Raw genomic sequence first — 24,050 nt, 5'->3', positions numbered from 1 at the left:
ACAAAAAAGGCCGCCCATTGGGCGACCTCTTCCGGCACTTCCTTATGCGACCATACGTTATTTGTACAGTTCTGCGGTCATATGCACGCGATTATTGGTGTTAGCTTCGGTAATTTTATACTGCGCACCCTGCTGCTCTGCCTGGGCGGCGATTTTAGCTTCTGCACCGTCCAGCGTTGATGAGGTAACAGACACGCTCTGAGCGAAGCTACCAAATGAGATCAGCGAAAGAGCGGTTACAGCGGCAAGTGACAGTGTTTTGATGGTTTTCATGGTCATATTCCTTCATTTATGGTGAGGAGGTTGTTTGCCTCCGATGGGAATAATAATAACCTTAGTTACCATTAGCAGATTAACAATACGTGCTGGTATTGTGATCATGCTAACTATCACGGCGATAGGAAGCGCCAATATAGATAAGAGCACCGATTCTTGAGGCTCAGTGAAACGTATATCTCATCTATATTTCGTCCTGTAAATTTATGGAATGCGCGCAATGACTTTCATTTCAAAATCAAAGCCAGCGAGCCAGTTTACTCCCACGGCGGTCCAGTTGGGATAAGGCGCCTGAGGGAAAACTTCCGCTTTGATTTCCATAACCGCTTGAAACTGCTTTTCAGGATCGGTATGAAAAGTGGTTACATCAACCAGATCATCTAAGCCGCATCCTGCGGCAGCCAGGGTTTCCTTCAAGTGAGCAAAGGCGAGTCTTACCTGCGCAGCAAAGTCCGGTTCCGGTGATCCATCATTGCGGCTGCCTACCTGCCCGGACACAAAGAGCAAGTCGCCAGAGCGTATCGCGGCAGAGTAGCCATATTGTTCATACAAATGATGGCGATTGGCTGGGAAAACAGGTTCGCGTTCGATCATGATTCACCTTTATAGTAATTGGTTAGGTTGAACTCGTATTATTGGTTTAAGATACATCTCGTATATCAAATTAGTTGCATACGGTGCGTATGTCAAATATGTGCGCACTGTTTAGTACTTTGAGGGAAACATGGCAACAAAACGTCGAGCAGAAACAATGGAAGAAAATCGCAAAAAGCTGATCGCCGCTGCACGTAAAGCCTTTGCTGAAAAAGGATTTGCCGCCGCTTCGATGGATGAATTGACCGCAAGCGTGGGCCTGACCCGTGGCGCGCTTTATCATAATTTTAATGATAAACGCGGCCTGCTGGCTGCGGTGGTGGCTCAGGTTGACAGTGAAATAGCGCAGCGTGCGAAAGAAATTGCGAAAGAAGCAGAAGAAGGTTGGAACCAATTGCTGGCTGAAGGTGTGGCTTATATCCAGATGGCACTTGATCCCGAAGTACAACGCATTGTACTGCTGGATGGCCCTGCATTCTTAGGTGACCCATCGCATTGGCCAAGCCAGAATGCCTGCCTTGAGGCAACGCGAACCACGGTTGCAGAGATGATAAATAAGGGCGTACTCAAAACTGTAGATGCGGATGCAGCTGCACGTTTGCTCAGCGGCACAGCTCTGAATGCGGCGTTGTGGGTGGCAGCGAGTGATAGCCCGCAAGAGAGGCTGCCAAAAGCTATCGAAGCCTTTACGCTTATGGCAGGCGGGCTACGCGCTTAACCGAGATGACATGCCTTTGTCAGTTTCATTACGCGGCAGCTACAAACGTAAAAAAGGCTGCCTGATGGGGCAGCCTTTTCGGTAGGTCATTGCAAAATTATTTAATCAGCTCGGCAGAAATGTAGGCACCATTATCAACGCGGGCCCCAGTAATTTTATATGACGCGCCGGCCTTATGAGCCTGAGCCGCAACTTTGGCTTCAGCACTGTCCAGGGTGGAAGCAGAAGCGGTAACGCTCTGCGCAAAGCTGCCGAAAGAAACCAGTGTCAGGGCCGCAACTGCAACAAATGTTTTGATGGATTTCATGGTCATTTCCTTGGGTAATTAAAGTCAGTGTGAGACGCTTTGTCTCGATGTGAAAAGGATATGCACTTCACGCCCCAAGGAACAGCGGATATACTTGCTGAAATGAATCAAATAATTTGAATATCAAACAAGATACGTAATCTTATACTTACTTTTCATTGCTGCTAGAGCTGCAAGCGAATCCGGCAGCAATCCCTTCAACTAAACGCCCATCATTATCCAATGATCCAACACGTTTCAAAGGTTCGAGCTTCATTAAGCCTTTCAAAGAACAGTGAAATATCCCAATACAATGGCCTTAAGTTAACTCACATGCCACGCTGATTTCAATGTTACACCGTAACTTCTGACTGAAGCTTCCTAACTCTTCACCACTGGTTTTCCAGACGATAAAGAAGATAAACCGCATGGCCGTCACGCGGGCGGGCGCGCCGGGAAGACCTTTCACTTCCGGCTGTCCGATCTGCTGGCTTTGGATGCGCAATGGTCAAACTCCGTAAGGCTTCAGGAACCTGCTGCAACGCGGCGAAAGAGCGCTGCGGGCATCTCACGGCAGTACCGTCTGGCCAACTCCGGCTAATGTAATGTTTAGCGTTGGTGCTGCAAATGAACAATAAGAGTTTCCTCCTTTAATTCTAAAATTCGAAATGTCTGTCACTAAACAACTGCTAGTTATTAAACAACTGCTAAACGCTTTTCACAAACAGGCTGCCGAAATTATTTCTATTTTTAATACCGTGCTGCGAGGCAGCGAGCAGAAGCGGAGACGGATACCTGTTAAAAGTTCTGCTCTCACCATATTGATAAGGGAGTTATGAGTGAAAAACGCAATCGCTTACCTTCGTTTCTCATCTCTCCAGCAGGTCCACGGGGACTCCTTCAGGCGTCAGCAGAAGATGATTGCCGAATGGCTTTCGGCACATCCTGACTATTTCCTTAATCCCGTAACTTACGAAGACCTGGGTCTCAGTGCATTTCGAGGAGTTCATGCAGCCCGCGGCGCATTCTCAGTATTCATGGAAGCCGTGGAACTCGGGCATATCCTGAGCGGTTCTGTACTACTGGTGGAAAGTCTGGACAGACTCTCAAGAGAGAAAATCGGAGATGCTACGGAGCGGCTCAGGGCTATTCTAAAAGCTGGCATTGACGTGGTAACGCTGAGTGATGGAGCGCATTATACCTCTGATTCTCTCAATGACCCTTTTTTGGTAATTAAAGCCGTTCTTATTGCACAGCGCGCCAATGAGGAGAGCGAAATCAAATCCAGACGGATGCAGTCGGCTTGGGCAGCTAAGCGTAAGCTGGCTGTTGATGCCGGCGCGGTAATGACTACCCGCTGCCCCGCCTGGCTCACGGTCAGATCGGACAGAAGCGGTTTTGACGTCAATAATGAGCTTGCGGATACCATCCGCTACATTTATATGCTTAGGCTGAAAGAGTACTCCTATGGAAAAATAAGGTTAATCCTTAATCAGGAAAACAGAAAAAATCTCAAAGGTGTAAAGGGAGCGTGGAGTTCCAGCTCAGTTGACCAGCTTCTGAATAAGAAATCAGTTACCGGCATCCTTGTGCCCTCCCGTTACAACACCTGCAAAGGAATTGAAGAGTTGCCCGGCTATTATCCGGCCATAATTGGAGCTGATGTCTTCAGAGACGTTCAGCTGATGAGAACCGAATCAGAAAGCAAACTCCGCTCGAAGGATAATCCCCTTTACATCAACTTGTTCAGGTCAGTGATGATCTGTAAATGCTGCGGTCACCATATTGTACTGTCATCACTGGTTGAGAACAAATACGGCTACTATGTCTGTACTATGCGCAGAGAAAAGCGCTGCACGGCCAGTGCAATTAACCGGGAACCCGTTGACAAATTTCTGACTCAGGGTTTGTTGCACAGCCTTGAATATTTAATAGGGGAATCCCCTAGGAAAGTCTCCATCGAAGATCTCCTCAACCGGCACGTTGAGCTCTCCATGAGAATGAATAATATACTTGAAGCGGTTGAAGTGGCGCCGGACGTAAAGGAACTGACCGTGCGGGCAAGAGATATGGCAAAGCAGCTTCGGGAAGCAGAAACAGACATCGACCGCTTTCGGAGCCGGCCCGCAATCAAGACTAAAGCACTTCGGGAGTTTAATCTGGCCCTCTGGGCCGAGCGCAAAGAATGTCAGGCTGTTGTGAAGCATCTGGTGAAGCAAATCGTTCTTGATACCGGGCATAAATGTTGCGACATCTGGCTCATGAACGGTATCAGAATTCTAAACTATCCGCTTGATCGCAGGACAGACGCGGGATCTCTTGTCAGCGCAATGAAGTATATGCAGGACAACATGCTTATTCTTTAAGGGCTGACAAACCCGATTAAGACCGGGTACCCGGTGCCAGCATCCGGTACAAAAATATGGCCGAAAGATTACTTTATCTGACAATCACTCAGGTAAGGCGTTAACCTGTAGCTTCGTTATTAGCTTCCTGTGACACTGATATTACCGGCAGTAATACGATTTTTCAAACCCCTATCTGCGGTCCTGAAACGACATTGTTTGTCAGTTTACCCGCAGTAGTCAGTCAGCACACCGTCTTTCCTTCTGGCTTCTGTATAAGTCCAGCGCTGTACTTGTGATTATCCTGCAGTGTAAATCTTTATTCAGGCGAGTTACCAGAGAAGAATGACGAGGTTGCTTTCAGCTTTGCGAAAGAATCGCTTCACGTTACGCGTGAGCTGTCTGTAAAAAAACGGGTCAGGTTGACGCGCTCAACTTCATTGAATGACGAAACGGTAAGACTACTGTGGAAGTGACCTGTATGGAGGTGCCACCCCAAACGACATGTAACTCAGACGCCTCATGGCGCCGTTAGCCCGCCCTGCCAGACGCCGTCGGCCTTTCAACAGCTTATATGCCAGACTATCGCAGACTAACAGAAGACAATGCGGCTGACACCGACAGCGACACCGAAGTTAGTAGTTGCGCCATTCATTATCAGCAACTGCAGTACCGTCTCTGCGGGCCGAGCGGCCGGGGCTGGTCAGTGGGGGCAACCGGGCTTCAGGTCCGGCTCCGGGGTTTTGGCGGAGAGGGGCGCGGAGTTGCGTATTTGGCTCGGATGGGGTTAAATACGGGCGTTAATGAATGATGTAACTAATGTGTATTGCCCACCGCCTGCCGGCGGGAGCTACTTCAGGTTCTGAGCGGCGTGAACGCCTGCGGCCGCTGCAAGCGAAGGCATTAAATTTATCCTCGCCAGATGCCTGCATGAAAACCTTATTTATTATTTTGATTATTCTTTCTGACGTAAGTCAGGACTGTCTTGCGTGTAGCAGTGACTGTATTTGCCCGTAAGCGCGGTGACCCTGGCCTAACATCCTGCTCCATTCAGAAACAGAATTGCGGCATGATATTGCCCCCCTGAGCGGAGGCTGTGCCAAAGAAGTAGCGATTCGAATTTTTAGTGAACTTAAGCTTAAATTTTGTTGTAGGAGATGGTCAGCACCGATAGGCACATCACCATCGAAGTTACTTATGGTGATGCTTGAGTTCTCACGATGAGGTTCTCCACCGATGAAGCAGTATAACCCGCCCCATCCGGGCAAATTGGTTGCGGATAATATCGCCGCGCTTAACCTGACTCTGCACGAAGTGGCGGTGGCCCTCGACGTATCGCCGTCGAGGCTTCAGCGCATCACAAAACAACAGATTGCGATCAGCGCTGAAATGGCGGTACGCCTGTCCTATGTTATCGGCAGTTCGCCAGAGTGGTGGCTGCGGATGCAGGATGCGTACAGTCTGTATCATGCCGAGCAAAAAGTTGATTCATCCAGGCTGAAACCGTTGTCAACTGCTCACGGTAGCACCACACAGTGATAACATAAGAAGCACACTAGGGGCGATAACGGAGTACGGTATATCTGAAGCGTACCGCCCGGATTTTTTGTTGGCAATGGTCAGGTAATTTGCACACAGGTAGTCTGACCCCGAATATGATCCAGGCATAATCAGGAAAAACCGGCTTTAGGTTGGTTGCTTATTCTGGCAACCGGCAGATTTTTGGGCGAATTCGGACGGATTCATCCAGCCCAGCGCAGAATGAGGACGCCCCTTTTTATAGGGTATACGCCAGGCCTCGATTTTGCATCGGGCAGCTACTTCCTGTGACTCTCGATGCTACCTCCGTACAGCAAGAACAGCACGCAGAGGACTCTGAGGTTCTCAGTATCAGCTGTGAGGTAACATTCCGACATGGAACGCTTCTCCTCAGCGGCGCTGTCAGCGAAAAGCTCCTGACTCTGCTGATACAGGAACTTAAACGATGATGTCGCTACCTTCAGGGACCAAAATCTGGCTGGTTGCCGGTATCACCGACATGCGCAGCGGATGCGATCCTGGACAGGCTGGTGCATAACGCACACCGGTTAGTGCTGTATGGGGAATCAATGAGGAAATGCAGTGCGATAGTAGAAAGCGAGAAAAAACCAGATTAAAAAGCAGCAGAGAAAGTTAGCGCATCCCGGCTGATTGAACCGATGCGAAACTGTGATCGAACTTCAATGCCAATCTGTGATCGTTCAGAGCGGAATACGCAAAAATGCGGGCTTATGAGCGACATCCTTCTGCTGAAACAGCGCCTGGCTGAACAGGACGCGTTGATCCACGCCTTGCAGGAAAAACTGAGCAACCGGGAGTGCGAAATAGATCATCTGCAGGCGCAACTGGATAAACTCCGCCGGATGAACTTTGGCAGTCGTTCCGAAAGGGTATCCCGCCGTATCGCAAAGATGGAAGCTGACCTGAACCGGCTTCAGAAAGAAAGCGATACGCCGCCGCCCTCCTCTTGTACCACCTTGAGACAATAAATTCTCACCACTTGAGCGGAGCTGCTAACATGTGGTTTGTAGGATAGAGTGAATACTGAATGAAAAATGCTGTCACCAGTATGAACTACGCGGTGGGAGGACATTCCCGTCGCTCGGGTGTTATTGACCCCTACCCTAAGAATTAAAGCGTTACAGGTCTTTTCATCGGGCAGACAGGCTGTTTGTCACTTTTCCGGCTAGGAGAATATGGCTGGCTCATCGTCATAAAATGAATATTTAAAATCAAGCACTTTTGCCGTATATGCATCAAGACTGAGCAGGCCGGGCACATCGTCTAGTTAGCCTTTTACTTGCAAAAACTCTTTCAAATAGCTCAGTAACTATTTCTCTATATTTTCATTCCATTTCGCTCCCAGGTGCGTTAGCCGGAACTTTGAGATAGTTGCAATGTCATCAAAACTCAGTTGACCTGAATCAGGGTCAGCTTTACCGAACTCGAGCAGTGCATCAAAAAAGTAAAGGGTAAGGATGCTAATGACGTCGTAGCCAACAGCCTCTGCGCCTGTTTTATCAAGATACCGGTCATAGAACGCTTCCCCCATGTCTGCCGCTTTTTCTTCAATCGCTTCTGCCCTCAGATTTCTTTACATCACGTGGGTTTTCCATATCGATGAATTCATGGAGTTTAAGCGTCCTTTCTAATCGCGTTTTCTTTACTGCATTAGCAGCGCACTTTCTGGGATCACCTGATGCCTTTTTTCCACTCTTCTTTTTAGTATTCATTTTATGCTCCTTTTTAAAACTGAATGTCGTGCGCGATTTCGCGTTCGTTTACAACATATGGCCGTAATGGGAAAACTGACGGAATGAATGGAAGACTATAATAACTTGCATCCTCAGAAAGGGCTGAAAATTCAGTCACCGAGTTCAGCAGTTCGCTGCTTGTTATAAATTAACCGTTTCCATTTTAGCAGGGGCAACTCCACTGGTATCGCTGGCTCTGGCCCAGTGGGCTTAAGACTACGGTGTGATGATGGCATTTATCAAGTCTGGCAAACCAACGCAAAACGCATTTATTGAACGATTTAATCGTAAATACCGGATCGAAATACTGAATTTTTATCTGTTCAGGACATTCAATGAAAAACTGCAAATTTCAGAGCGCTGGCTGACTGAATATAACAGCGAGCGTCCTCATGAATCCCTGAATAACCTGATGCCGGAAAAACATCGCCTGATGGTTGAGAAACCGGAAATATCAAAAAGTGCCTTGAACTGAAGCTGAGGTACTTACATTATCACTTCCCGTTTTCGAACTACGGCTGAAAAATTCCGCTGTAAAAAAATCAGGCTGGTTCAGATATGTTATTTCTGACAACCATCCTGTACGCGGAATACATGATGCCTGAGTTCTGCTTTTTTAAGAAGGGTAAACACATTGCAGTCCTGGAAAGATCTGACGCGTAAAAGTCTGGCCAACTAGCTGGTGACGGCTGGGAAAAACAGTTTGAAGAGGTTCACGCTGCCGATGTTGGAAATATGCTCGCCAGGCTGGCGGACATATGTAAAGAGGAAGTCACGACGGAGCGCGCTTTATTAACGGATTTCGTAATCAGCAGCCTCCTTACGGCCATTCTTAAGTAACGACCAGCTGGCAGCGTTATATGACTCTGCCAGCCAGTCACTTTTAACATAACAGTGCTTCCGGCACCGCCTGAGAGCCCTTCAGCGTGTTTCTGCGTCCTCCGGGCCAAACGTGTGACGTTTTTCCCCGGCCCAAACCCTGAAAACGCTCCTGATGATTTGTGCGCGGCTGCATGGCTATACATGAAGATGAATGGCGGGTAGTTTCGGGCGGATATTGTAACCAGGGGCGGATTTCCGGCACAGAACTTCCCGATAGCCGTGAACGAGGGCGCAGTTTATTGTGCGTCCGTGAGACGTTGGCCCGGTGTCGAGTCGGCGAGCCCTGACAAAATTCCAGACAGAGGAACCTATAGGATTTCCTATAGGAACTCATAGGATTAAACATAGGCACCTATAGGAACTCATAGGATCACACATAGGAACTCATAGGTTGTGTATTCATGGGGCATAGGATTCCTATCATTTTCCTATGAGTTTCCTCTGCTTTACCCATAGGATTCCTATCATTTTCCTATGAGGTTCCTCTGCTTTACCCATAGGATTTCTATCACTTTCCTATGAGTTTCCTCTGCTTTACCTATAGGATTCCTATCACTTTCCTATGAGTTTCCTCTGCTTTACCTATAGGATTCCTATCACTTTCCTATGAGTTTCCTATAGGTTTCCGTGATTTCTCAAAAAGCAATGCACTTTCCATATGCCCATAATCTTTTGTTCCTGCGAGGTTTTTCCGGAGGAAACAATCTTGCGTAAGGTGTGTGTGGGGTTTGAAGTTTAAATTTCTGGGCAAGCGGGCAGTTTCCAGATTAAACAGGATTACGAAAGAGGAAGATAATTATGCCCAACGCATGGTAATTTCATTTCCACGAAAATAGGGTTCAGATAAATCATTGCTCAACGTTTAGATATAAGTAGGGAAAAGATGTTTACGAATGCCCCATTGGCAACAAATTTTAAAATAAATTCACCCTTATAGAGGATTATTTTGAGTTACAATTGTACCTTTACAATATAGCGTACCGCAATTACAGCCAGTGCTCTAAGTCAGTGGTGGATTCAAACTACGTTTTAATGGCCTCTTCATCCAGCCTTAAGATAATCCAGCCATGGTTGATAAAGACTTTATTGTAAAAGTGCCAATTGATGATTCTGAATTTAATCTTTGCCACGAGATTTCCTGAGCCAGACGGATATATCCTGACCTGAACCTTTTGTTCAAAAAAATACAGATAACTTCACCTAAGCCAAGTAAGGTGTTAACCGGTACGATTTGATCGAAGTCATTAAGAATCCACCCCAGTTGCAGCGTGACACCTTTGCCTTATTCAGCCAAATTTTAAGCAATTCTTCGCGCTATGGTAGTAAATTTCTTCTAAGCGGGGACAGAAACCATGAGTGCCGAATCAGGTATAACCCTGCCACCAAGAAGAGAGAAGATCGATGTAATCCATTCTATCTAGCTGGATTGATAGCTTTCAAGCCTGATTCCATTACCACTGAGAGATATTAAATTCTAAAACTGACTGAAAAGGGTATCAAATGGATAGATAGAGAGCACTCTCTCCACCTCGCCCATATTCATACCCAGACCGTCAGCTATGTTTCTTGGCGTCCGGCTGTTCCATCTTTCGTGTGCGCCCATATACTGTATCAGAGCAGTTAAATAGTGAAGATCCTTCGTTAACGAAAAATCATTTATCGCTGTTTAAGCCTGTTGAGTTAGTGACATATCATTGCTTGAATAAATGAACGAAGATCGCTGTATTATAATATTAAAGGCATATGTAGTGGCTGACCTGAATTTCAACCGGAAACGGTGGATCCGGCCCAGCAATATAGCAGGAAAATCCCTGTAGAAATTGCCCTCGCCTTGAGGTTTTTGTGCTTCCGCCAGTTTGCCTTTTCAGGAATATTTTGAACCTCACGGCGCTGATACGTCTATTTACGAAGAGATTCTGAGGATCCTTCAGGACTGAGCTTAGTAAAGGTTTGTAATACTGGCCTTCATTTCGTCAGTTGTTGTATTAGACGATTCAAAATCGATTTCAGTTTCACTAAGGCTTTTCATCAGTGCGCATATACGTTCAAGGCGAAATAGCATGTTGCGCACCATGTTAGCGGCGTACCAGTGCTGTAACGAATGACGCCTGTAATCAACCCCATAATGCGCATCGGATCGATACAAAGTTTCGTAATAAGAACTCCGTTTAGGGGTTTTCTTCATAGCGGCCATAATGACTTGCTCACGTGTCCAAATTTCACCACACGCATCCTGAAGTAACAGATATTCTTCTTCAGTAAAATCAATAGCCGCCTCAAGGATCAAACGTTTTGGATCAAGCTTTTCTATCTGAATTTTTAGCCAGCAACGGATATATTCTACATGCTCAATTAAGGCAGGGTCATTTTTAAAGGTTTCTTGCTGAAGGGCGGCGCGGGCAGTAACGTTATATAGCAGTACATCAGTAAAAATGCGCGCTTGATTGTGAACCCCATCAGTTTCATGAATCTGCCCTGACTCGTAGTTATACTCAAGTTGCGGCAGATCCCGCCTCAGGCTGATAAGTAGTTCTTCAGCAGTGTGCATTGTGTGCTGCCACTCTAGTAATGCAGTGTTTCCCTCAAAAGTAGCTGCCCTGTGCCATTGTTTGTGAAGGAACTGGTATTTTTCTGCTTGATGTTTATCACGTTGCTCTTCCATGTGGAATCCTAACTGAACTTTAAAATGGTCCAGAAGCGGGCCATAGTCGGGATAAATCATGACAGAAGGTTTGTCGCGGTTAGCCAGAAGGTTGATGAGATCGGCTGTCCCGAGCTCCCTGTGCTGCTCGCTTAATCGCCCGTCTATCCTGCGGGCCTGAGAAATTATTGACTGAATTGCTTTGCTCTTTGCCTGGATTACGTCTTTTTCCATAATGGGCCTTTAGGTTTGATTAATCGAAAAGAAGGTAACCGCCCCGACGGCCGCTCAGATTACCGCTGATACAATGCGACCCTGTTAGCGCGTTCTCACTGCTGGTAACGGCCCAGCAGGGAATACACCATACCGGACTCAACCGGTTCAAGAAAGCCCTCTCCCATCCCCTCCCCCGCCTGATTCAAATCTCCCTGGCCTTTAAAAACCGATGATTCTTTAGATTCTGAAGCCGGGATGGTGACGTTCAGCTGTGACATGTTGTTTCTCCTGTTTATGTTTAAGTGATGTTTCTCTGAGTTCCTCGCCGTGAGGGCAGAACAGGCACGCGGGCATCAGGCTGAACGCAGGGGGAAAAGCAAAGCCGCAGCCCGCAGGGAACGGGTGCAGCCGTTTAGCTCGTGGCCCTTGCGTGAAGACGCCCGGGTGCCAGGTTTCTGCACGGCGAAGGGGCTCAGGGAACAAAACACGGCGCGGAAGGATGAACAAGGCTCGGCCCCGGAACGGCACACCACTGTGCCGGGCCGGTCCGCAGCGGCCACGTCTTTTTGTGGCCTGTGAACGCGCCGGCGCCAGCCGGCTGCAGGGGTTGGCCTGGCCGTCAGCCATCAGACCCTAGCCGTCAGGCCCGGAACGCTTCGCGGTCCGGCTGAGCTTACCGGCTCTGCTGGTAAGCGCAGTAGGGCTCGACGATTGGCCGGTTTACCGGCCAAGAGCCGAAGAGGGCAAGTAGGTGAGAGTAAAAGATTAAATATGTCTTGTAATATGAGCAGTGATGATATTGATTGCATAACCGAATATTTAAGAGGTGCCTGTTCAAAAAGCAAAACAAGCCCCCTTAAAAAAATCATTTAACCCGCAATTACTTTGCAGTCTTTGCCTTTTGCTTGATAAAAACAAAAGACAAACCTATGGCGCAAGTCAAAAAGAAGTAAAAACCGATTTTATTAACCGAAGTACCCTCACTGGCTTGAACAGAGTAAGTGCCTACTGCCAATATTATGCTTATAACGACGTCACGCGCTTTCACTTTTACTGCTTCAGCTTTAACCTTACTTTTAACGGGCTGACCAGAACCCTCACTAACCAACTCATTTTTAATTAATTTTTTCTTATCCGCAAAGTCGAAGGTTGCTAAATTCTCTTTTACCTCACTTTTCTTTGCAGTTTCACTATGGACACATTCTCTACCAATTTTTTTACGTTGTATTGCGTAACCAATATAAGCAGGGATGTATAATAATATCAGTCCCGCTACTGATGGTAATTTAGCAAAATCATGTACTACCATTTTAACTAAGCTATCCGTTCCGACCCAGAGTGAAATAGCATATACAAATATAAATGTTGAATTAATCGTTTTTAATATAGATTTAAATTCAAACTCCTTTAACTCTCCGAGCCGTTTCCCCCAACTGTAATTTACCGAGATTTTAAATAGTGCAAACAGGCCAAGTATGAATAAGAGATAAGCAGCCCCAGCTGCATAATCGCCCCAAATAGTTTTAATAAGACTAGTGAGAAGTAATAAAATACCCACTCCCACGATACAAAAAATCACACACTCTAAAATTTTTTTCATAAAGTCTCCTTTCCCTTAACTAAGAATAATCTTACCTGCAAACAGAGTGCTTTTGCATAATTTCCTTATATTTCATGCGTTTGGATTAAGTCGCTTTTTCTTTATGCTATCAGACCCTAGCCGTCAGGCCCGAAACGCCGCTTCTGGCGGTTCGGCGGAGCTACCGGCTCTGCCGGTTAGCGGAGTGGGGCTCGACGACCCGGCAACGCCGGGGAGCCGGAGGGGGCCATCATGATGTTGATGTAATGGACCTCCGGTGAAAAAAAGCTGGTGACGCAGTTGCACCCCAGCAGAAGAATGAACAACAGCAGGAAGCAGAGAGAGAAGACCGGGAGACAGCCTCCCGGAGAGAGAAATCGCAGGCGTAGGGGAAACGGCAAGGCCGCAGCCCGCCAGGGACCGGATGACACAGCCCTTACGTGAAGCCGTCCAGGTGCCAGGTTTGTGCACGGCGATGAGGCTTGGGAAACGAAACTGAACGCGGGAGGATGAACAAGGCACAGGCCCGGAACGCTACGCGGTCCGGCGAAGCTACTGGTTGTGCCGGTTAGCACATGGGGCTGACGACCCGGCCACGCCCGAGAGCTGGAGGGAACCATAGTTGTTTAATTGCCATCAACTGCCTTCGGAAACATTGAACCCGATACGTTGGCCTAAGGCCACCAGCGCTCTGACGACCGTATTATTCATAAATCGCGCGTTGAGAAAATCTGATATTCAGAAGCACAACTTTCATTGATTGCGGCAGTTTGGACTGAATAACATGCAGAAACCGTTGTTCATTGCGTTGTAGTAACTCACCTGAACTGTTGGGGTGTAAAAGATGTAGACCTTAGTAAATGGTGCATAGCAGCACCTGAATCCCGGCGCGCTCTACTGCGTTTAATCTGGCCTTACAGCATCTAAGGTAATGTCACTGCTCCGATGCTCAACCACGTCATATGGTTATCTGTTCATGCCTGACGCCTCATGAATGGAATGTTCACACCTTCTGTACAGCTTAGATCTGCCCATCATTATCTGACTTCATCTAACTACCCTCTCTTAAGTTTCTGAGTCAGTAAATAACCGGGATTACGGCCCGCGCCTGAACTCATATTAACGACTGTAATTTTTAAAGTTCTGTTTGTGGGTGCCGATATGTGCATGTCATTGGCAGGTGAGTTTTATAGGGTCCAGTCCAACTCCATAAGTCACCTCAGCTACAGACTCCCGGCCGTCATTTAAATCAGACAACTCACCCTAAAGGGAATTTATGAGACACAAATATGCCGCTTTGTTACTCACCGTTGCGCTTGCAGGTTGTGACAACAATAAAGATGTGATTGGCTGTTCCTCTGACATGACCCAGTCTGCTTTTCTGGATTTGATTAAGAAGGCGGTTTATGAAGATCTGTCCGAGCAGGTCGACAAATACCAGGACGTTACCAGTCAGACGAAAAGAAGTGCCCTGGACAAAATTAAGCTGGTGCTTTCTGAGATTTCTACAACTTCCAGTGACACAGGCAGCACTATGAAAACCTGTGAAGCCACGGTTTCTATGACGCTTCCCGCAGATGAATACGCGCAGCTCACTGAAGCGTATCGCAAGAACTTCAACCGCAATCTGGATAAGCAACTCGAAGGCCTGTCGCTTGAAAATAACGCGAATATTTTCTCTAAACGTATCAGCTATACCGCTCAGGCAACTGACGATCAGAAAAACGTGTTCGTTAAGGCCCAGATGGATAACCCTGTCTCCGTAGGCGCAAGTCTGATAACGGCACTCTCCATCATCAACCCTATCGTTGAACAGCAGAAAGTTCAGCAGGCTAAAGACGCCCAGCAGCGTCAGATTGAGGTCCAGCAGCAGGCTCAATTGCAAGCGCAGCAACTGGCCCAGCAGCAGTCTTTACAAACCACCAATCAGCAGCCCCAGCAGCAAAACTCTGACAGCCTTGCGCAGTCCCGGATTGCATTTGCGAATGCTGACTCCGACCTGAACACTGCCTGGGGAGCGTTAACGCCTGCTAAGAAAAAAGAATTGCTGCCTTCTCAGCGACAATGGATCAAAACCAAAGACGCGATGTGTGGCAAGGTTTCAATGCAGGGTAGTGATTACGAGGTGAAAAAAATGGTCGACTGCCAGTCACAGATGACCGTATCGAGAACCGACTTCATCAAAAACCAGTAATCAGGTTTACTCAGATAGGCATTGCCCTGCAGGCTGGTGGCCTGTATCGCGCTGGCGCCATCCAGTTGCAGGGTTGTACTTGAGATTGTCACGATATCCTGACGTCATACCCTAACCTAATCCAACTGAAATGCTGACTTAAGTTGCTTACCGTTTCAGAATTAAATCTTTATATGGAAATCCGATGATTAAATTTCGCATAGTTAAAATTGCCATTGCTGCATCATTGCTTGCTTCTCTATTTACACACACGGCCTTAGCCGATCCCGACCAGGACTTTTCAAATGTCGATTGCAACGACGAGAAAATCAGGGGATTACTCCTTGAGACTTACAATGATATTAAGAGCAACTCAAACGCCCCAACGGTTTTAGATGCTTACGACCAGACAACGGTAAAGGGGGGCATAAACAAGCTGACCTGCCACGGGACCTATGAGTTTTCTGACGGAGATAAGCTGAATATGACCTATAAACTGTATAAAAACAGTATCGGTCAGTTTATAAACAGCTTTGAACCTGACTCTGACAATTAATTCCTTAAGCATCAAGTAATTAAGTTAGCGGCACTTCGCCGCTAACCAGAAAGAACAGTCTTCAGAAAACCGCTTCTAAAACGCTGTAATAGCGTTATCTAAAAACAGTGCAACCTGACGGTGCTGCCCACAACTTCTGCAATCTGAATAGAGTGATCAGCATTAAATCATCAATCCCGTCAGAGCTTTTTCCCTTCAAGATGGCAATTATAAGATGTCCCGCCGTGTTCACGGATCAACCAGTCTACTGCCTGCCCGGAGATGCGGTTAATTGAGACCCTGGACATGATGATCCATTGTTTTTTATCTCTGGACGCCTCAATGGTGTATTCAATTTCTCTTTCATTCACAGTAGGCCTGGCAACTCTGAACCAGGTATCATCCCGACCCATCGATTCTCCATCGACGGTGACGATGACCGCCTCAGTAAACCATGTGGTTGACAGTCCATTTTTTACGCACGTATTCCCTGTCTGAGCTTTCATATTGAAGCAAAGTTTGTTTTGCGTCAGATACGGAACAGGCCAGATGCCAGTGGCTGACCTGTCAGTTTTCGAGGCAGGTTCACAAACTATCAGTTGGGTGGCTGCAGCTACGTCTGTAATGGGCAAAGCTAACAGGGTTAATAAAATTGCACGTTTCATAAGTTTGAAATCCATATCGGTAAAAAATTTCTGTAGCATCATCTTGCATGAGCACACATCGGGCTTTAATACGCACAGCAAAATGAGTATCGGCTGTTAGCTACGGATCATTAACGCAATAATAGAGAGGCACAATGAGAACGCTGAACGCATGAACAGACCATGATCCGGCCATCAGATGTAAGCCCCAGATCCAATGCTCCTCGGTGCGGAAAACCTGCCGGTGCCTGACAATATGAGTGATGGATGCCGTTGGAGTGAGCTTGAAAGACCTGAGTTGAGGGCATCCGACCTCAGGTCGTCAACAGAACAGAGAGGCTTGGCTCAACGAGAGGAATGGTTTAACGTCCAGAGTTGCCAAATACGGTGTTAGCGAGTCTGGCTTTACCCCCTGCATGTATTGCCGAAGCCCTGAGCTTAGTCAATAAAATGACATCTCATACGCATGCTCGCTCAAGTCAGGTCTCATTTTGACGTATGAGTACATTGGTCGTCTTTAATCCCATAGCCGCTGCATCCCCAGAACTCGCCAAACTTACCCTGCCTTAATTTCATAGGCCTGCCGCATTTTTCACAGATTTTCATTTTGTTATTACATGCTGGATTATTGCATTGGCTGTGACTTCGCATGTCGAATGAAGGTGCAGCGCATTTTTCACATACCCTTGCCTTCCCTACTGTGCAACCCAGTCCGGTACTGCAACTGTAAAAATCTCCGAACTTGCCCTTTACCAAACGAAGGTAGCCTGGTTCGCAGTGAGGGCACTTAAACATTTTGCGATACCGCTCTTTGAAGGTATCAGAGGCGATTTGCAAATCGTATTTAGGCGTAAGAAGCTCGGTAATAAAATCAGATGGGGCAATTGGATCGGCAATGATGTAGCTCTTGTACCTTGCACGCGTGATACCCACGTACAGGAGGCGCCGTTCTTCTGAATGCGGGAAGGTGTCTATAGAGGGTAACAGCGCTTCGATGACAGCATCATCTCTGTTTTCGTTAGGAAATCCTGTCTTCCCCTGAGAAAAGCCAATCAAAATACAATAGTCCGCTTCAAGTCCTTTCGACTTATGAAAACTCCAGAAAAAAATGTTTTCCTTAAATTCAGCTCCCCAGATAAATTGTTTGGCATCTGTTAACAGGTAATTATAGCGAGCGATAATAGCTATCGATGCGGTGGGCTCGTGCAGCCTTATTTTCTTAACTACCTCCAGCGCTTTGTCGCACAAATTCCTCTGAAGACCGACTTTATCATCAAGAAGATAAACCTGAGGCTCCTCAACCTTGTGATGAGTATCAATCTCCTTTTTATACTGCTCGGGGTTTTGCATAATAAAAGTCCCGGCAGTTTTGGCAATGCTATTGTTGTACCTGAACGTTTTCTGAAGTTTGGTTAAAGTGTAATGACCAACAAGATCCCCAAAGCGAGTCGTCAGTTCAAGTTTACCGCCGGAAAAGCGATAAATGGATTGCCAGTCATCACCGACAACAGTCAGGGAGGGTGCAGGACCTTTTGCTAAAACACACTGAATGAATTCCATTCGGGCTGCAGAAATATCCTGAAACTCATCAAGCAGAACATATTTCCATTGCGGAACATATTCCCCTTTGTCAATGACATCAATGGCACGGATAATCATGTCATCAAAATCAATAGCGTTCTGACGTTTGAGTTCATCAACGTAGTCACTGTGCAACTCATCCAGTATATTAGAATATTTCCCTGCATTAAAAATTTTGGCCGAGCTAAAGCGCTCAAATATTGCTGTTTTATCTAATCTTTCGACACGGATTGACTGGAGAGCTTTCGTCATCAATTCGGCCCAGCTTCCTAACTCCTGCTGTTGATTCAATTTTTCAAAAATTTCATTTGGACTCATAGGGTCGAAACTGACCCCTGCCGCGGCTAGTTTGGCCTTAAATGCCGGCAGTAATTTTTTCTCCTGCCATTCATAATGAAATGTTTCGATTAACGTAGTTCCACATTCCGCATGGAGTGCACGCTTTTTCTCTATAATTTCACCGTACTGGCTGGCATCAATGTCCGGCCGGGTTTTTCCGTTCCGGCCGGTTCCGTAATGTTCAATATATATATCGGTATCTTTAATATGAAAATCAGGGCGGTAATCAAACCCAATTTCCAGTCGTCGTTTCGTTACATAATGTGATTCATACTCATATTCAATTCTGTTAACGTGCATGAAGTTAGCCAGCAAAAGTTCCTGATAACCTCTCACTTTTTCGCCACCCAACGTTCTGAATTCGTTATCGCGTATATATTTCTCATACTCCGATTTTGTACTGAACTGCATAGCATCTACGGGAGGCGTCGTCAGCTCAATTAAATCAAAAACGCGCGCAGGATCGGCGCTGATATACTCATAAATCCATTTTGTAACCCACTGCTTGAGTTTATAACTGTCCTCTGCAAACACACTTATCTGAGTGGAAATGCTTGCTTCTCTGAGTATCTTCCTGCCCAATGCATGAAAAGTAGAAATATAAGGTTTGGTGGCTAAAGTTATATTTCCATTAATTGCTTTGCTTTCCAGACGTTCTTTCAGCTCATTTGCTGCAGCCTTGTTATAAGCAAGAACAAGAATTTGAGAAGGATCAGCGAGTTTTCTGTCGATCAGGTCAAGAGCCTTAGCAACCATGACGGAGGTTTTCCCCGTACCTGCAGCAGCTAACACCATATTACGATCATTAGACCTCAAGACGCCCAGTCGCTGCTCAACTGTGAGAGGATTAGCTTCCACAACATCATAAAATGCTTCCCGGTTCCGGAGCTGGCAGCTTTCATGATGTTCACGCAGAGATGCCATATCCAGTGGAAAGAATTTTAACATCATCTCGATCCTCTCAATAACCGAGACGGGTAAATATTTCTTCCAAGTATCAGATTGCACTACGTAGTATCGGTACAGCTCTGATAGCAGGCTTTCGATCTGCTCTGACCAAGAGTCTCGAGGGTAATGATTGATCGCTAAAGCATCAAATTCAGAAAAGCATGTCTTCAGATAATCCTGAATATGCTCTGACACAGATCGATTAATAAACTCAAGAAAATTTACTGTTACTTTTTTTTGCAAAAAACCGGTTTTAATCTCAGTACCATTAGAACTGAACCGCAACTGGCTTCCCAGCACCGACTCATCAACACGTGCAAACGCACGCATCGACTTGAGAGGGTAATGGGCCACTTCTTTACCCTGAAGTGACAACCACAACGTATCTGAAGTCGCATTGACTGAAGGTTTTCTAAAAAGTTTCCCAAGGAAATTAACCTGGACAGAACTGACTTCATTCATCAAAGTATCACTTAACTGCGCTATCTATTCATTCTTCCATTCTCTCTGACATTTTTTTTGTACGCAACACCCCCTGTTTTGATGAATACTGCCCTTGCCACGTTCACGTAAAGAACGTTTCCTCCTGAAAAACATGAGTGCTTAAGTTAAATTTTTAAGCTTAAAGCTTACAAACTAAGGCCTTGATTGACAGACCTTATCTGCTTACCTGATTCCCGATAAGCCGTAAGCCTACGTAACTACTATTTATGGCAGGTGGGTTTCATCAAGAGTTCTGTTATGTTGAACAAATTCTCATAAAGGGGTTCTACATCATGGGCTTAGGAAAGCTGTTTGGGATAAAAAAAGATAGATTTGTAATTGGCGGGATTACAACAAAGTTACCTGAGACTGACGAACAGACAATGAATTTGGTTTCACAACTAGCCCGAAAGGTAGAAATGAAACTCCCGACTGAACAGGATATCTATTGGTTCGTTATTGAGTTTTTTGATCGCACGGCTGCGTTTAATATTTCTGCCAAAGGCATATTAGACAATTTACCCTTCCACCTGTTCGAAATGGAATATGAAGGGCGCCGGTCAGAAAACTCATATGTTGGCAAGAAGAACTCCGGTGTCTCCTATCTTCTTGAAGATGTGGCACCTTCGTTCCAAAAAGCTGTGTCTCATCTCGGTGCTGGCCCGGAACAGGTCATAATTGCTCTCGTCTATGTTGTTTTCTGCACTGCACATGCTGAAATGATTAAGAACTTACGCATCAAATATGCGGTTCACTATCACAACAATTGTATTTCGAGCGGAAGTTTTAATAGCGCTGAGAAATGGGGAGAAGTGATCCAAAGTCTGGAATGATTATTAAGTCTTTAATGTAACCGATACGAAGATACTGGTCTGACTAGATTTCATTTTATGAATAAACGTGATGCCAGCAATGTGTTAATGACTTGTGTGAAGCATTTAGGTTTACTGCTTTTTCACTTTCGACAGAGCCACACACCCGACCGCAACGCGGACACCCTCAGGGGCCACGTCTTTTTGTGGCCATTAAACGCGCTGGCATCAGCCAGCTGCAGGGGTGAGTCTTGCCGTTGCCATCAGGCCCCAGCCGTCAGGCCCGAAACCCGCAGGAACTCGGCGGAGCTTACCGGCTCTGCCGGTTAGCGGAGTGGGGCTTGACGACCCGGCAATGCCGGGGAGCCGAAGGGGGCCATCTAGGTGTTGATACTAACGTCCGCTAAGTGCCAGAAGCGGACGCCCACAGGTCCCTTAAATTTGTTAAATCTCGCTTAGCCAGGCGAGCAGGTTATTATCGATGCAACTCAGAATTTATGACAATCCCTTGATTTTCATAATTAGACTAAACATAGCTATTATCGGGTGCTAAAAGCCAGCCTGGCTGCAAAGCATAAAAAGAGCCCTCCGGTTGCACGATCCATTGCTCTGATGACGCGGCTTTTTTTTAGTATGCCGGATGCAAAGTGTGTGGACATGATAAGAGTAACTGACCACAGTGTGCCGATAAGGACATGAATGCTGACGAGGATAAATGTCCAGATTAAGGGTGAGTGCCCGGCTGGTATGAACTGAGGTAAAAACGACACATAAAAAATGCCCATCTTTGGATTGAGTACATTTCCAAGCATCCCTTTTACAAACCAGTTTCCCTGAGAAGATGTATTGCCATCATTTTCACTGAATGACGAGCGGGGACGCCTGAGCAACTGTAAGCCCAGCCAGCACAGGTAGCCTGCTCCGCAGATTTTCAGAATCGTGTAAGCAAGCTCTGAAACCGCCAGCAGAGCCCCAAGCCCGAGTGCGACAAGCGCCCCCCAGATGAAACAGCCGGTATCGATTCCAATGGCGGCCTGAAAAGCTTTCCTCCCACCTTCAGCGCAGGCAGTTCGAAGGATCAGTGCTGTATCAAGACCGGGAGTGAGGGTAAGCAACAGTGCAGCTAAAGAGAAAGCGAGAAGTGAATCGGTGACTGACATTTTCTTTATCCGAAAAAGCGGATGCTACCTATTAATTTCCGGTTGATCAATAGCTTGAAAAACAGCTCTGGAAAAAATAACAAAAAACCGATAGCGTGTGGATCAGGTCACAGCAAACACGTTGAGGCCGTATTCAGGTTGTCATGAGGTATGATGTCCGCTTTTCGCTCATAGCGACTTTTCCCCATGAGCATGCCTGCTTTGTGCTAAAAACTGATACTGGCAGAACTCCTGCGACACACATTTCATGGCCAATTTATGCTGTGAGTGAAGACGCTGTTCAAATTGCAGCGTACTGCCTGTACCGGTCAGTCAGTATAAGGGGGCTGAAAATCCGGCATTGTCGTAAGAAATTTCAGAACGTACCTGCTTAATATTCTTAACTTTAAACCCATACCGTTGCTATAGTCTGGCGACGTTAGAAACCAGCCATGTGAATGGCCATATTAAGCAGCCAGGATGGCTCTGTGAAAAATAAACTCCTCTGCCTGCTGTCTGCCTTTTCCGCCTTTGCCGCTGCAACACAGTCACCTGAAGAAGTCGTGGTTGCCGGTGGCAGGTATTATGCCGGTAACGTTTTTGGCCAACATGACTATGCAGCACACGCCAACATCACGCTGAATGCCTTCTGGATCATGCGTAATGAAGTCACCTACCGGCTTTATACAGACGTTCACGAATGGGCTCTTGAGCATGGTTATGCATTCGGTGTCGGGTGTAACGGAGCCGCTTATGAGGACTGCCGGCCGGCTGATACAGACAATGGCGCACATCCGGTTACCAGTATTGAGTGGTCAGATGCGGTGATTTTTGCAAATGCCCTGAGTGAAAAAGCGGGGCTGAGACCGGTCTATCTCAATAAGAAGGGCGTCCCGGCGCGTGACAGTTCCCGTTACGAATTTACACAGGATGACCGGGCTAATGGTTACCGCTTACCCACGGCTGAGGAATGGCAGGTCGCCGCCCGTGGAGGAAAGGCCGGGCTGGGGAATGACGCTTATGGTTTCAGATTCGCTGGCAGCGACAACGCAAAGGATGTCGCCTGGTTTCCTGACTTCAACGATCCGAATGTCGGCACTGCCCGCGTGAAAAGCCTGCAGCCCAATGCGCTCGGTCTGTATGACATGAGCGGTAACGTTTCGGAATGGGTAGATGCTTTCGACACCCTTTCCGGCGTGAAAATGTATTATTTTTGCGGCGGCAGCTTCCTGTTGCATACGCGCAGCCTCGCTGGCTGCGACACGCACAGCGCCGGCTACGCCCTGCCGGATACCGGCTTCAGACTGGTGCGAAAATTTTGAACCTGAAGATTCCTTTTATTATGTTGACGACCATTCTGATAAGCCTTCCGGCTTCATCACAGGCAGACACCCGCGTTCACCTGAATAAGGGGCTGAACAGCATTGATTTGAATGATGACGGTATAGCTGACGCCATCTTTTCCGCCACTTATGACAATAACACTTCTCATCCCAGTGAGACCCTCAACGTCTTTATCAGACAGGGAAAAAACTGGTTTATCGTACCGGTTCCGGACGACGATGGCTTTACGTGGGCAGATTTAAGACTGTCAGCATCTGCCCTGAAGGTAAGCGGCACAGAACTTCACCGCTATAAAGGGCGGGTTTACCTTATCAGGGCTGTCAAATATGCCGGCAGCGCCGGTGGCGGAGACCTTACCGATAAATCGCGAGTCAGGTTTTCACGATTCCGGCTGGAGGAAAATAACGACGATCCCGGGACGTCTGTTTTTTACTGGGATCCGGCAGGAATTTATCTCACTGAACACACTTTTGATGAAGTGAATGAAGCTTTTCAGATTCTGGACATGGAGAAATTTCGTTGAAACGTATCACAGGGATTTTGCTTTTTTTCCTGCCGTTCTGCTGCTATGCGGGGGACAAAAGTCAGTATCGTGAGCTCATACAGCAGTCACTTAATCAGCAGTCTCTTTGCCTGGGTGAGAAGCAGTGGCCGGTTTCAATAAGGACAGGCACTGACCAGTGGATTAATGCAAAAATGGAGGCGCTTGTCGATGCCGGCCTGATTACTTCGCATGTGAAAGCAGGAAGGAAAATCTGGGAGCTGACCCCGTACGGACAGGCTTCATTCATAAAACATCATGATTTCTGCTATGGAACGCTGCGCGTCAGAACCATAAAGGCAGTTTCGACAGATAACGCAGGCGTTACTGATGTGACCTTTACTTATTATATCCATGCTCTGCCCGCCTGGGCGAAGAATCACTCAGTGCGCGTTGCCAATACCGATCTCGATAATCTGGTCATGGGGATTGATTCAGTACGCTATCAGGCCCTCTTTGATACAAACAGTCAGGGAACTCCGCGGCTTATCAGTGAACCTGAACAGCTTGACTTACTGTATTAACTGACGGGCCTGAAACAGGTTTTTTGGGCTTAAAGTTTAACAGGCGACTTCTTTTAAGAGTGTAAAGACTGACTTTCCAGCAATGAACTCCCACGCCGGAGCCGTCTGTTCCTGACAGCTTCAGCATCGGATATGTTTTCAAAGCCAGCGTCTGCTG

The 24,050-nt window shown here is 46.8% G+C and carries 21 protein-coding genes and 4 pseudogenes; 12 read left to right on the top strand and 13 right to left on the bottom strand.

Annotation, left to right across the window (positions count from 1 at the left end; translation table 11 throughout):
• Window positions 1-57: 57 nt before the first annotated feature.
• Together MUG06_RS18935 and MUG06_RS18930 are read right to left on the bottom strand one after the other, a co-directional pair.
• Window positions 58-273 (bottom strand): YdgH/BhsA/McbA-like domain containing protein, encoded by a 216-nt coding sequence (locus MUG06_RS18935; RefSeq protein WP_215844848.1) that lies wholly within the window; start codon window positions 271-273, stop codon window positions 58-60.
• 207 nt (window positions 274-480) lie between these two features.
• A complete protein-coding gene (locus tag MUG06_RS18930; RefSeq protein ID WP_243079664.1) occupies window positions 481-870 on the bottom strand; it encodes a RidA family protein in 390 nt (129 codons plus the stop codon).
• Window positions 871-1,000: 130 nt separating this feature from the next.
• Between MUG06_RS18930 and MUG06_RS18925 the strand changes: the two genes are divergently transcribed.
• Window positions 1,001-1,588: a TetR/AcrR family transcriptional regulator gene (locus MUG06_RS18925; protein WP_243079663.1), complete on the top strand. Its 588-nt coding sequence runs from the start codon at window positions 1,001-1,003 to the stop codon at window positions 1,586-1,588.
• A gap of 97 nt (window positions 1,589-1,685) precedes the next feature.
• Here the strand turns inward: MUG06_RS18925 and MUG06_RS18920 are convergent, their stop codons facing one another.
• Both MUG06_RS18920 and MUG06_RS18915 read right to left on the bottom strand, forming a co-directional pair.
• Entirely contained in the window at window positions 1,686-1,895 is a 210-nt protein-coding gene (locus MUG06_RS18920) for a DUF1471 domain-containing protein (protein ID WP_243079662.1), read from the bottom strand.
• A gap of 298 nt (window positions 1,896-2,193) precedes the next feature.
• Window positions 2,194-2,379, bottom strand: coding sequence for a hypothetical protein (locus MUG06_RS18915; RefSeq protein ID WP_243079661.1), 186 nt, complete (start codon window positions 2,377-2,379; stop codon window positions 2,194-2,196).
• A 334-nt stretch (window positions 2,380-2,713) separates the two neighbouring features.
• Here MUG06_RS18915 and MUG06_RS18910 point away from each other — a divergent pair, with 334 nt between their 5' ends.
• A complete protein-coding gene (locus MUG06_RS18910) occupies window positions 2,714-4,240 on the top strand; it encodes a recombinase family protein (protein WP_243079660.1) in 1,527 nt (508 codons plus the stop codon).
• Window positions 4,241-5,455: 1,215 nt separating this feature from the next.
• Window positions 5,456-5,758: a HigA family addiction module antitoxin gene (locus tag MUG06_RS18905; RefSeq protein WP_243079659.1), complete on the top strand. Its 303-nt coding sequence runs from the start codon at window positions 5,456-5,458 to the stop codon at window positions 5,756-5,758.
• Window positions 5,759-5,905: 147 nt separating this feature from the next.
• Here the strand turns inward: MUG06_RS18905 and MUG06_RS18900 are convergent.
• Window positions 5,906-6,034, bottom strand: a pseudogene (locus MUG06_RS18900) (integrase core domain-containing protein); the annotation flags it as partial.
• Window positions 6,035-6,252: 218 nt separating this feature from the next.
• On the opposite strand from MUG06_RS18900, the pseudogene MUG06_RS18895 reads away from it, so the two are divergent.
• A pseudogene (locus tag MUG06_RS18895) lies at window positions 6,253-6,375 on the top strand (ATP-binding protein); the annotation flags it as partial.
• 114 nt (window positions 6,376-6,489) lie between these two features.
• A pseudogene (locus tag MUG06_RS18890) lies at window positions 6,490-6,711 on the top strand (IS66 family transposase); the annotation flags it as partial.
• A gap of 377 nt (window positions 6,712-7,088) precedes the next feature.
• Here MUG06_RS18890 and MUG06_RS18885 read toward each other — a convergent pair.
• The gene (locus MUG06_RS18885) at window positions 7,089-7,310 is read right to left on the bottom strand and encodes a hypothetical protein (RefSeq protein WP_243079658.1); all 222 of its coding nucleotides are present in this window, start codon (window positions 7,308-7,310) and stop codon (window positions 7,089-7,091) included.
• Between the two features lie 16 nt (window positions 7,311-7,326).
• Entirely contained in the window at window positions 7,327-7,491 is a 165-nt protein-coding gene (locus tag MUG06_RS18880) for a hypothetical protein (RefSeq protein WP_243079657.1), read from the bottom strand.
• A gap of 205 nt (window positions 7,492-7,696) precedes the next feature.
• Here MUG06_RS18880 and MUG06_RS18875 point away from each other — a divergent pair.
• Window positions 7,697-7,987, top strand: a pseudogene (locus MUG06_RS18875) (transposase); the annotation flags it as partial.
• Between the two features lie 2,346 nt (window positions 7,988-10,333).
• On the opposite strand, the gene MUG06_RS18870 reads toward MUG06_RS18875, so the two are convergent.
• From MUG06_RS18870 to MUG06_RS18860, 3 genes are all read right to left on the bottom strand, one after another.
• A complete protein-coding gene (locus MUG06_RS18870) occupies window positions 10,334-11,269 on the bottom strand; it encodes a hypothetical protein (protein WP_243079656.1) in 936 nt (311 codons plus the stop codon).
• A gap of 95 nt (window positions 11,270-11,364) precedes the next feature.
• Window positions 11,365-11,529 (bottom strand): hypothetical protein, encoded by a 165-nt coding sequence (locus MUG06_RS18865; protein WP_243079655.1) that lies wholly within the window; start codon window positions 11,527-11,529, stop codon window positions 11,365-11,367.
• A gap of 602 nt (window positions 11,530-12,131) precedes the next feature.
• Window positions 12,132-12,851 carry a hypothetical protein gene (locus MUG06_RS18860; RefSeq protein ID WP_243079654.1) on the bottom strand — a complete coding sequence of 240 codons (720 nt, stop codon included), beginning with the start codon at window positions 12,849-12,851 and terminating at the stop codon, window positions 12,132-12,134.
• A gap of 1,255 nt (window positions 12,852-14,106) precedes the next feature.
• Here MUG06_RS18860 and MUG06_RS18855 point away from each other — a divergent pair.
• Window positions 14,107-15,024: a lysozyme inhibitor LprI family protein gene (locus MUG06_RS18855; RefSeq protein WP_243079653.1), complete on the top strand. Its 918-nt coding sequence runs from the start codon at window positions 14,107-14,109 to the stop codon at window positions 15,022-15,024.
• Between the two features lie 184 nt (window positions 15,025-15,208).
• A complete protein-coding gene (locus MUG06_RS18850; RefSeq protein WP_243079652.1) occupies window positions 15,209-15,559 on the top strand; it encodes a hypothetical protein in 351 nt (116 codons plus the stop codon).
• A gap of 179 nt (window positions 15,560-15,738) precedes the next feature.
• Here the strand turns inward: MUG06_RS18850 and MUG06_RS18845 are convergent, their stop codons facing one another.
• The gene (locus MUG06_RS18845; RefSeq protein WP_243079651.1) at window positions 15,739-16,203 is read right to left on the bottom strand and encodes a hypothetical protein; all 465 of its coding nucleotides are present in this window, start codon (window positions 16,201-16,203) and stop codon (window positions 15,739-15,741) included.
• Between the two features lie 465 nt (window positions 16,204-16,668).
• Window positions 16,669-19,512: a UvrD-helicase domain-containing protein gene (locus MUG06_RS18840; protein ID WP_243079650.1), complete on the bottom strand. Its 2,844-nt coding sequence runs from the start codon at window positions 19,510-19,512 to the stop codon at window positions 16,669-16,671.
• Window positions 19,513-19,826: 314 nt separating this feature from the next.
• Between MUG06_RS18840 and MUG06_RS18835 the strand changes: the two genes are divergently transcribed.
• A complete protein-coding gene (locus tag MUG06_RS18835) occupies window positions 19,827-20,366 on the top strand; it encodes a hypothetical protein (RefSeq protein WP_243079649.1) in 540 nt (179 codons plus the stop codon).
• 518 nt (window positions 20,367-20,884) lie between these two features.
• Here the strand turns inward: MUG06_RS18835 and MUG06_RS18830 are convergent.
• Window positions 20,885-21,505 carry a LysE family translocator gene (locus tag MUG06_RS18830; RefSeq protein WP_243079648.1) on the bottom strand — a complete coding sequence of 207 codons (621 nt, stop codon included), beginning with the start codon at window positions 21,503-21,505 and terminating at the stop codon, window positions 20,885-20,887.
• A 467-nt stretch (window positions 21,506-21,972) separates the two neighbouring features.
• On the opposite strand from MUG06_RS18830, the gene MUG06_RS18825 reads away from it, so the two are divergent.
• The 3 genes from MUG06_RS18825 to MUG06_RS18815 are packed head-to-tail and all read left to right on the top strand — an operon-like array spanning window position 21,973 to window position 23,893.
• Window positions 21,973-22,806 carry an SUMF1/EgtB/PvdO family nonheme iron enzyme gene (locus tag MUG06_RS18825; RefSeq protein ID WP_243079647.1) on the top strand — a complete coding sequence of 278 codons (834 nt, stop codon included), beginning with the start codon at window positions 21,973-21,975 and terminating at the stop codon, window positions 22,804-22,806.
• On the top strand, window positions 22,803-23,351 hold the full coding sequence (locus MUG06_RS18820; protein ID WP_243079646.1) for a CpmJ protein: 549 nt from the start codon (window positions 22,803-22,805) through the stop codon (window positions 23,349-23,351). The genes MUG06_RS18825 and MUG06_RS18820 overlap by 4 nt, the downstream gene beginning before the upstream one ends.
• Window positions 23,348-23,893: a CpmK protein gene (locus tag MUG06_RS18815; RefSeq protein ID WP_243079645.1), complete on the top strand. Its 546-nt coding sequence runs from the start codon at window positions 23,348-23,350 to the stop codon at window positions 23,891-23,893. Before MUG06_RS18820 ends, MUG06_RS18815 begins: the two co-directional genes overlap by 4 nt.
• The last annotated feature ends 157 nt before the right edge of the window (window positions 23,894-24,050 follow it).

Origin of the sequence: Pantoea sp. MQR6 (assembly GCF_022761075.1) — a bacterium.
GTDB lineage: Bacteria > Pseudomonadota > Gammaproteobacteria > Enterobacterales > Enterobacteriaceae > Pantoea > Pantoea phytostimulans.
Note: the sequence above shows the minus strand (reverse complement) of the source record. Positions and strands in the feature narration are given on the sequence as shown.

Bases quoted from the DNA above. Each gene is read 5' to 3' on its own strand.
- MUG06_RS18935 (WP_215844848.1), bottom strand. From the start codon at position 273: ATGAAAACCATCAAAACACTGTCACTTGCCGCTGTAACCGCTCTTTCG.
- MUG06_RS18930 (WP_243079664.1), bottom strand. From the start codon at position 870: ATGATCGAACGCGAACCTGTTTTCCCAGCCAATCGCCATCATTTGTAT.
- MUG06_RS18925 (WP_243079663.1), top strand. From the start codon at position 1,001: ATGGCAACAAAACGTCGAGCAGAAACAATGGAAGAAAATCGCAAAAAG.
- MUG06_RS18920 (WP_243079662.1), bottom strand. From the start codon at position 1,895: ATGAAATCCATCAAAACATTTGTTGCAGTTGCGGCCCTGACACTGGTT.
- MUG06_RS18905 (WP_243079659.1), top strand. From the start codon at position 5,456: ATGAAGCAGTATAACCCGCCCCATCCGGGCAAATTGGTTGCGGATAAT.
- MUG06_RS18885 (WP_243079658.1), bottom strand. From the start codon at position 7,310: ATGGGGGAAGCGTTCTATGACCGGTATCTTGATAAAACAGGCGCAGAG.
- MUG06_RS18880 (WP_243079657.1), bottom strand. From the start codon at position 7,491: ATGAATACTAAAAAGAAGAGTGGAAAAAAGGCATCAGGTGATCCCAGA.
- MUG06_RS18870 (WP_243079656.1), bottom strand. From the start codon at position 11,269: ATGGAAAAAGACGTAATCCAGGCAAAGAGCAAAGCAATTCAGTCAATA.
- MUG06_RS18865 (WP_243079655.1), bottom strand. From the start codon at position 11,529: ATGTCACAGCTGAACGTCACCATCCCGGCTTCAGAATCTAAAGAATCA.
- MUG06_RS18860 (WP_243079654.1), bottom strand. From the start codon at position 12,851: ATGAAAAAAATTTTAGAGTGTGTGATTTTTTGTATCGTGGGAGTGGGT.
- MUG06_RS18855 (WP_243079653.1), top strand. From the start codon at position 14,107: ATGAGACACAAATATGCCGCTTTGTTACTCACCGTTGCGCTTGCAGGT.
- MUG06_RS18850 (WP_243079652.1), top strand. From the start codon at position 15,209: ATGATTAAATTTCGCATAGTTAAAATTGCCATTGCTGCATCATTGCTT.
- MUG06_RS18845 (WP_243079651.1), bottom strand. From the start codon at position 16,203: ATGAAACGTGCAATTTTATTAACCCTGTTAGCTTTGCCCATTACAGAC.
- MUG06_RS18840 (WP_243079650.1), bottom strand. From the start codon at position 19,512: ATGAATGAAGTCAGTTCTGTCCAGGTTAATTTCCTTGGGAAACTTTTT.
- MUG06_RS18835 (WP_243079649.1), top strand. From the start codon at position 19,827: ATGGGCTTAGGAAAGCTGTTTGGGATAAAAAAAGATAGATTTGTAATT.
- MUG06_RS18830 (WP_243079648.1), bottom strand. From the start codon at position 21,505: ATGTCAGTCACCGATTCACTTCTCGCTTTCTCTTTAGCTGCACTGTTG.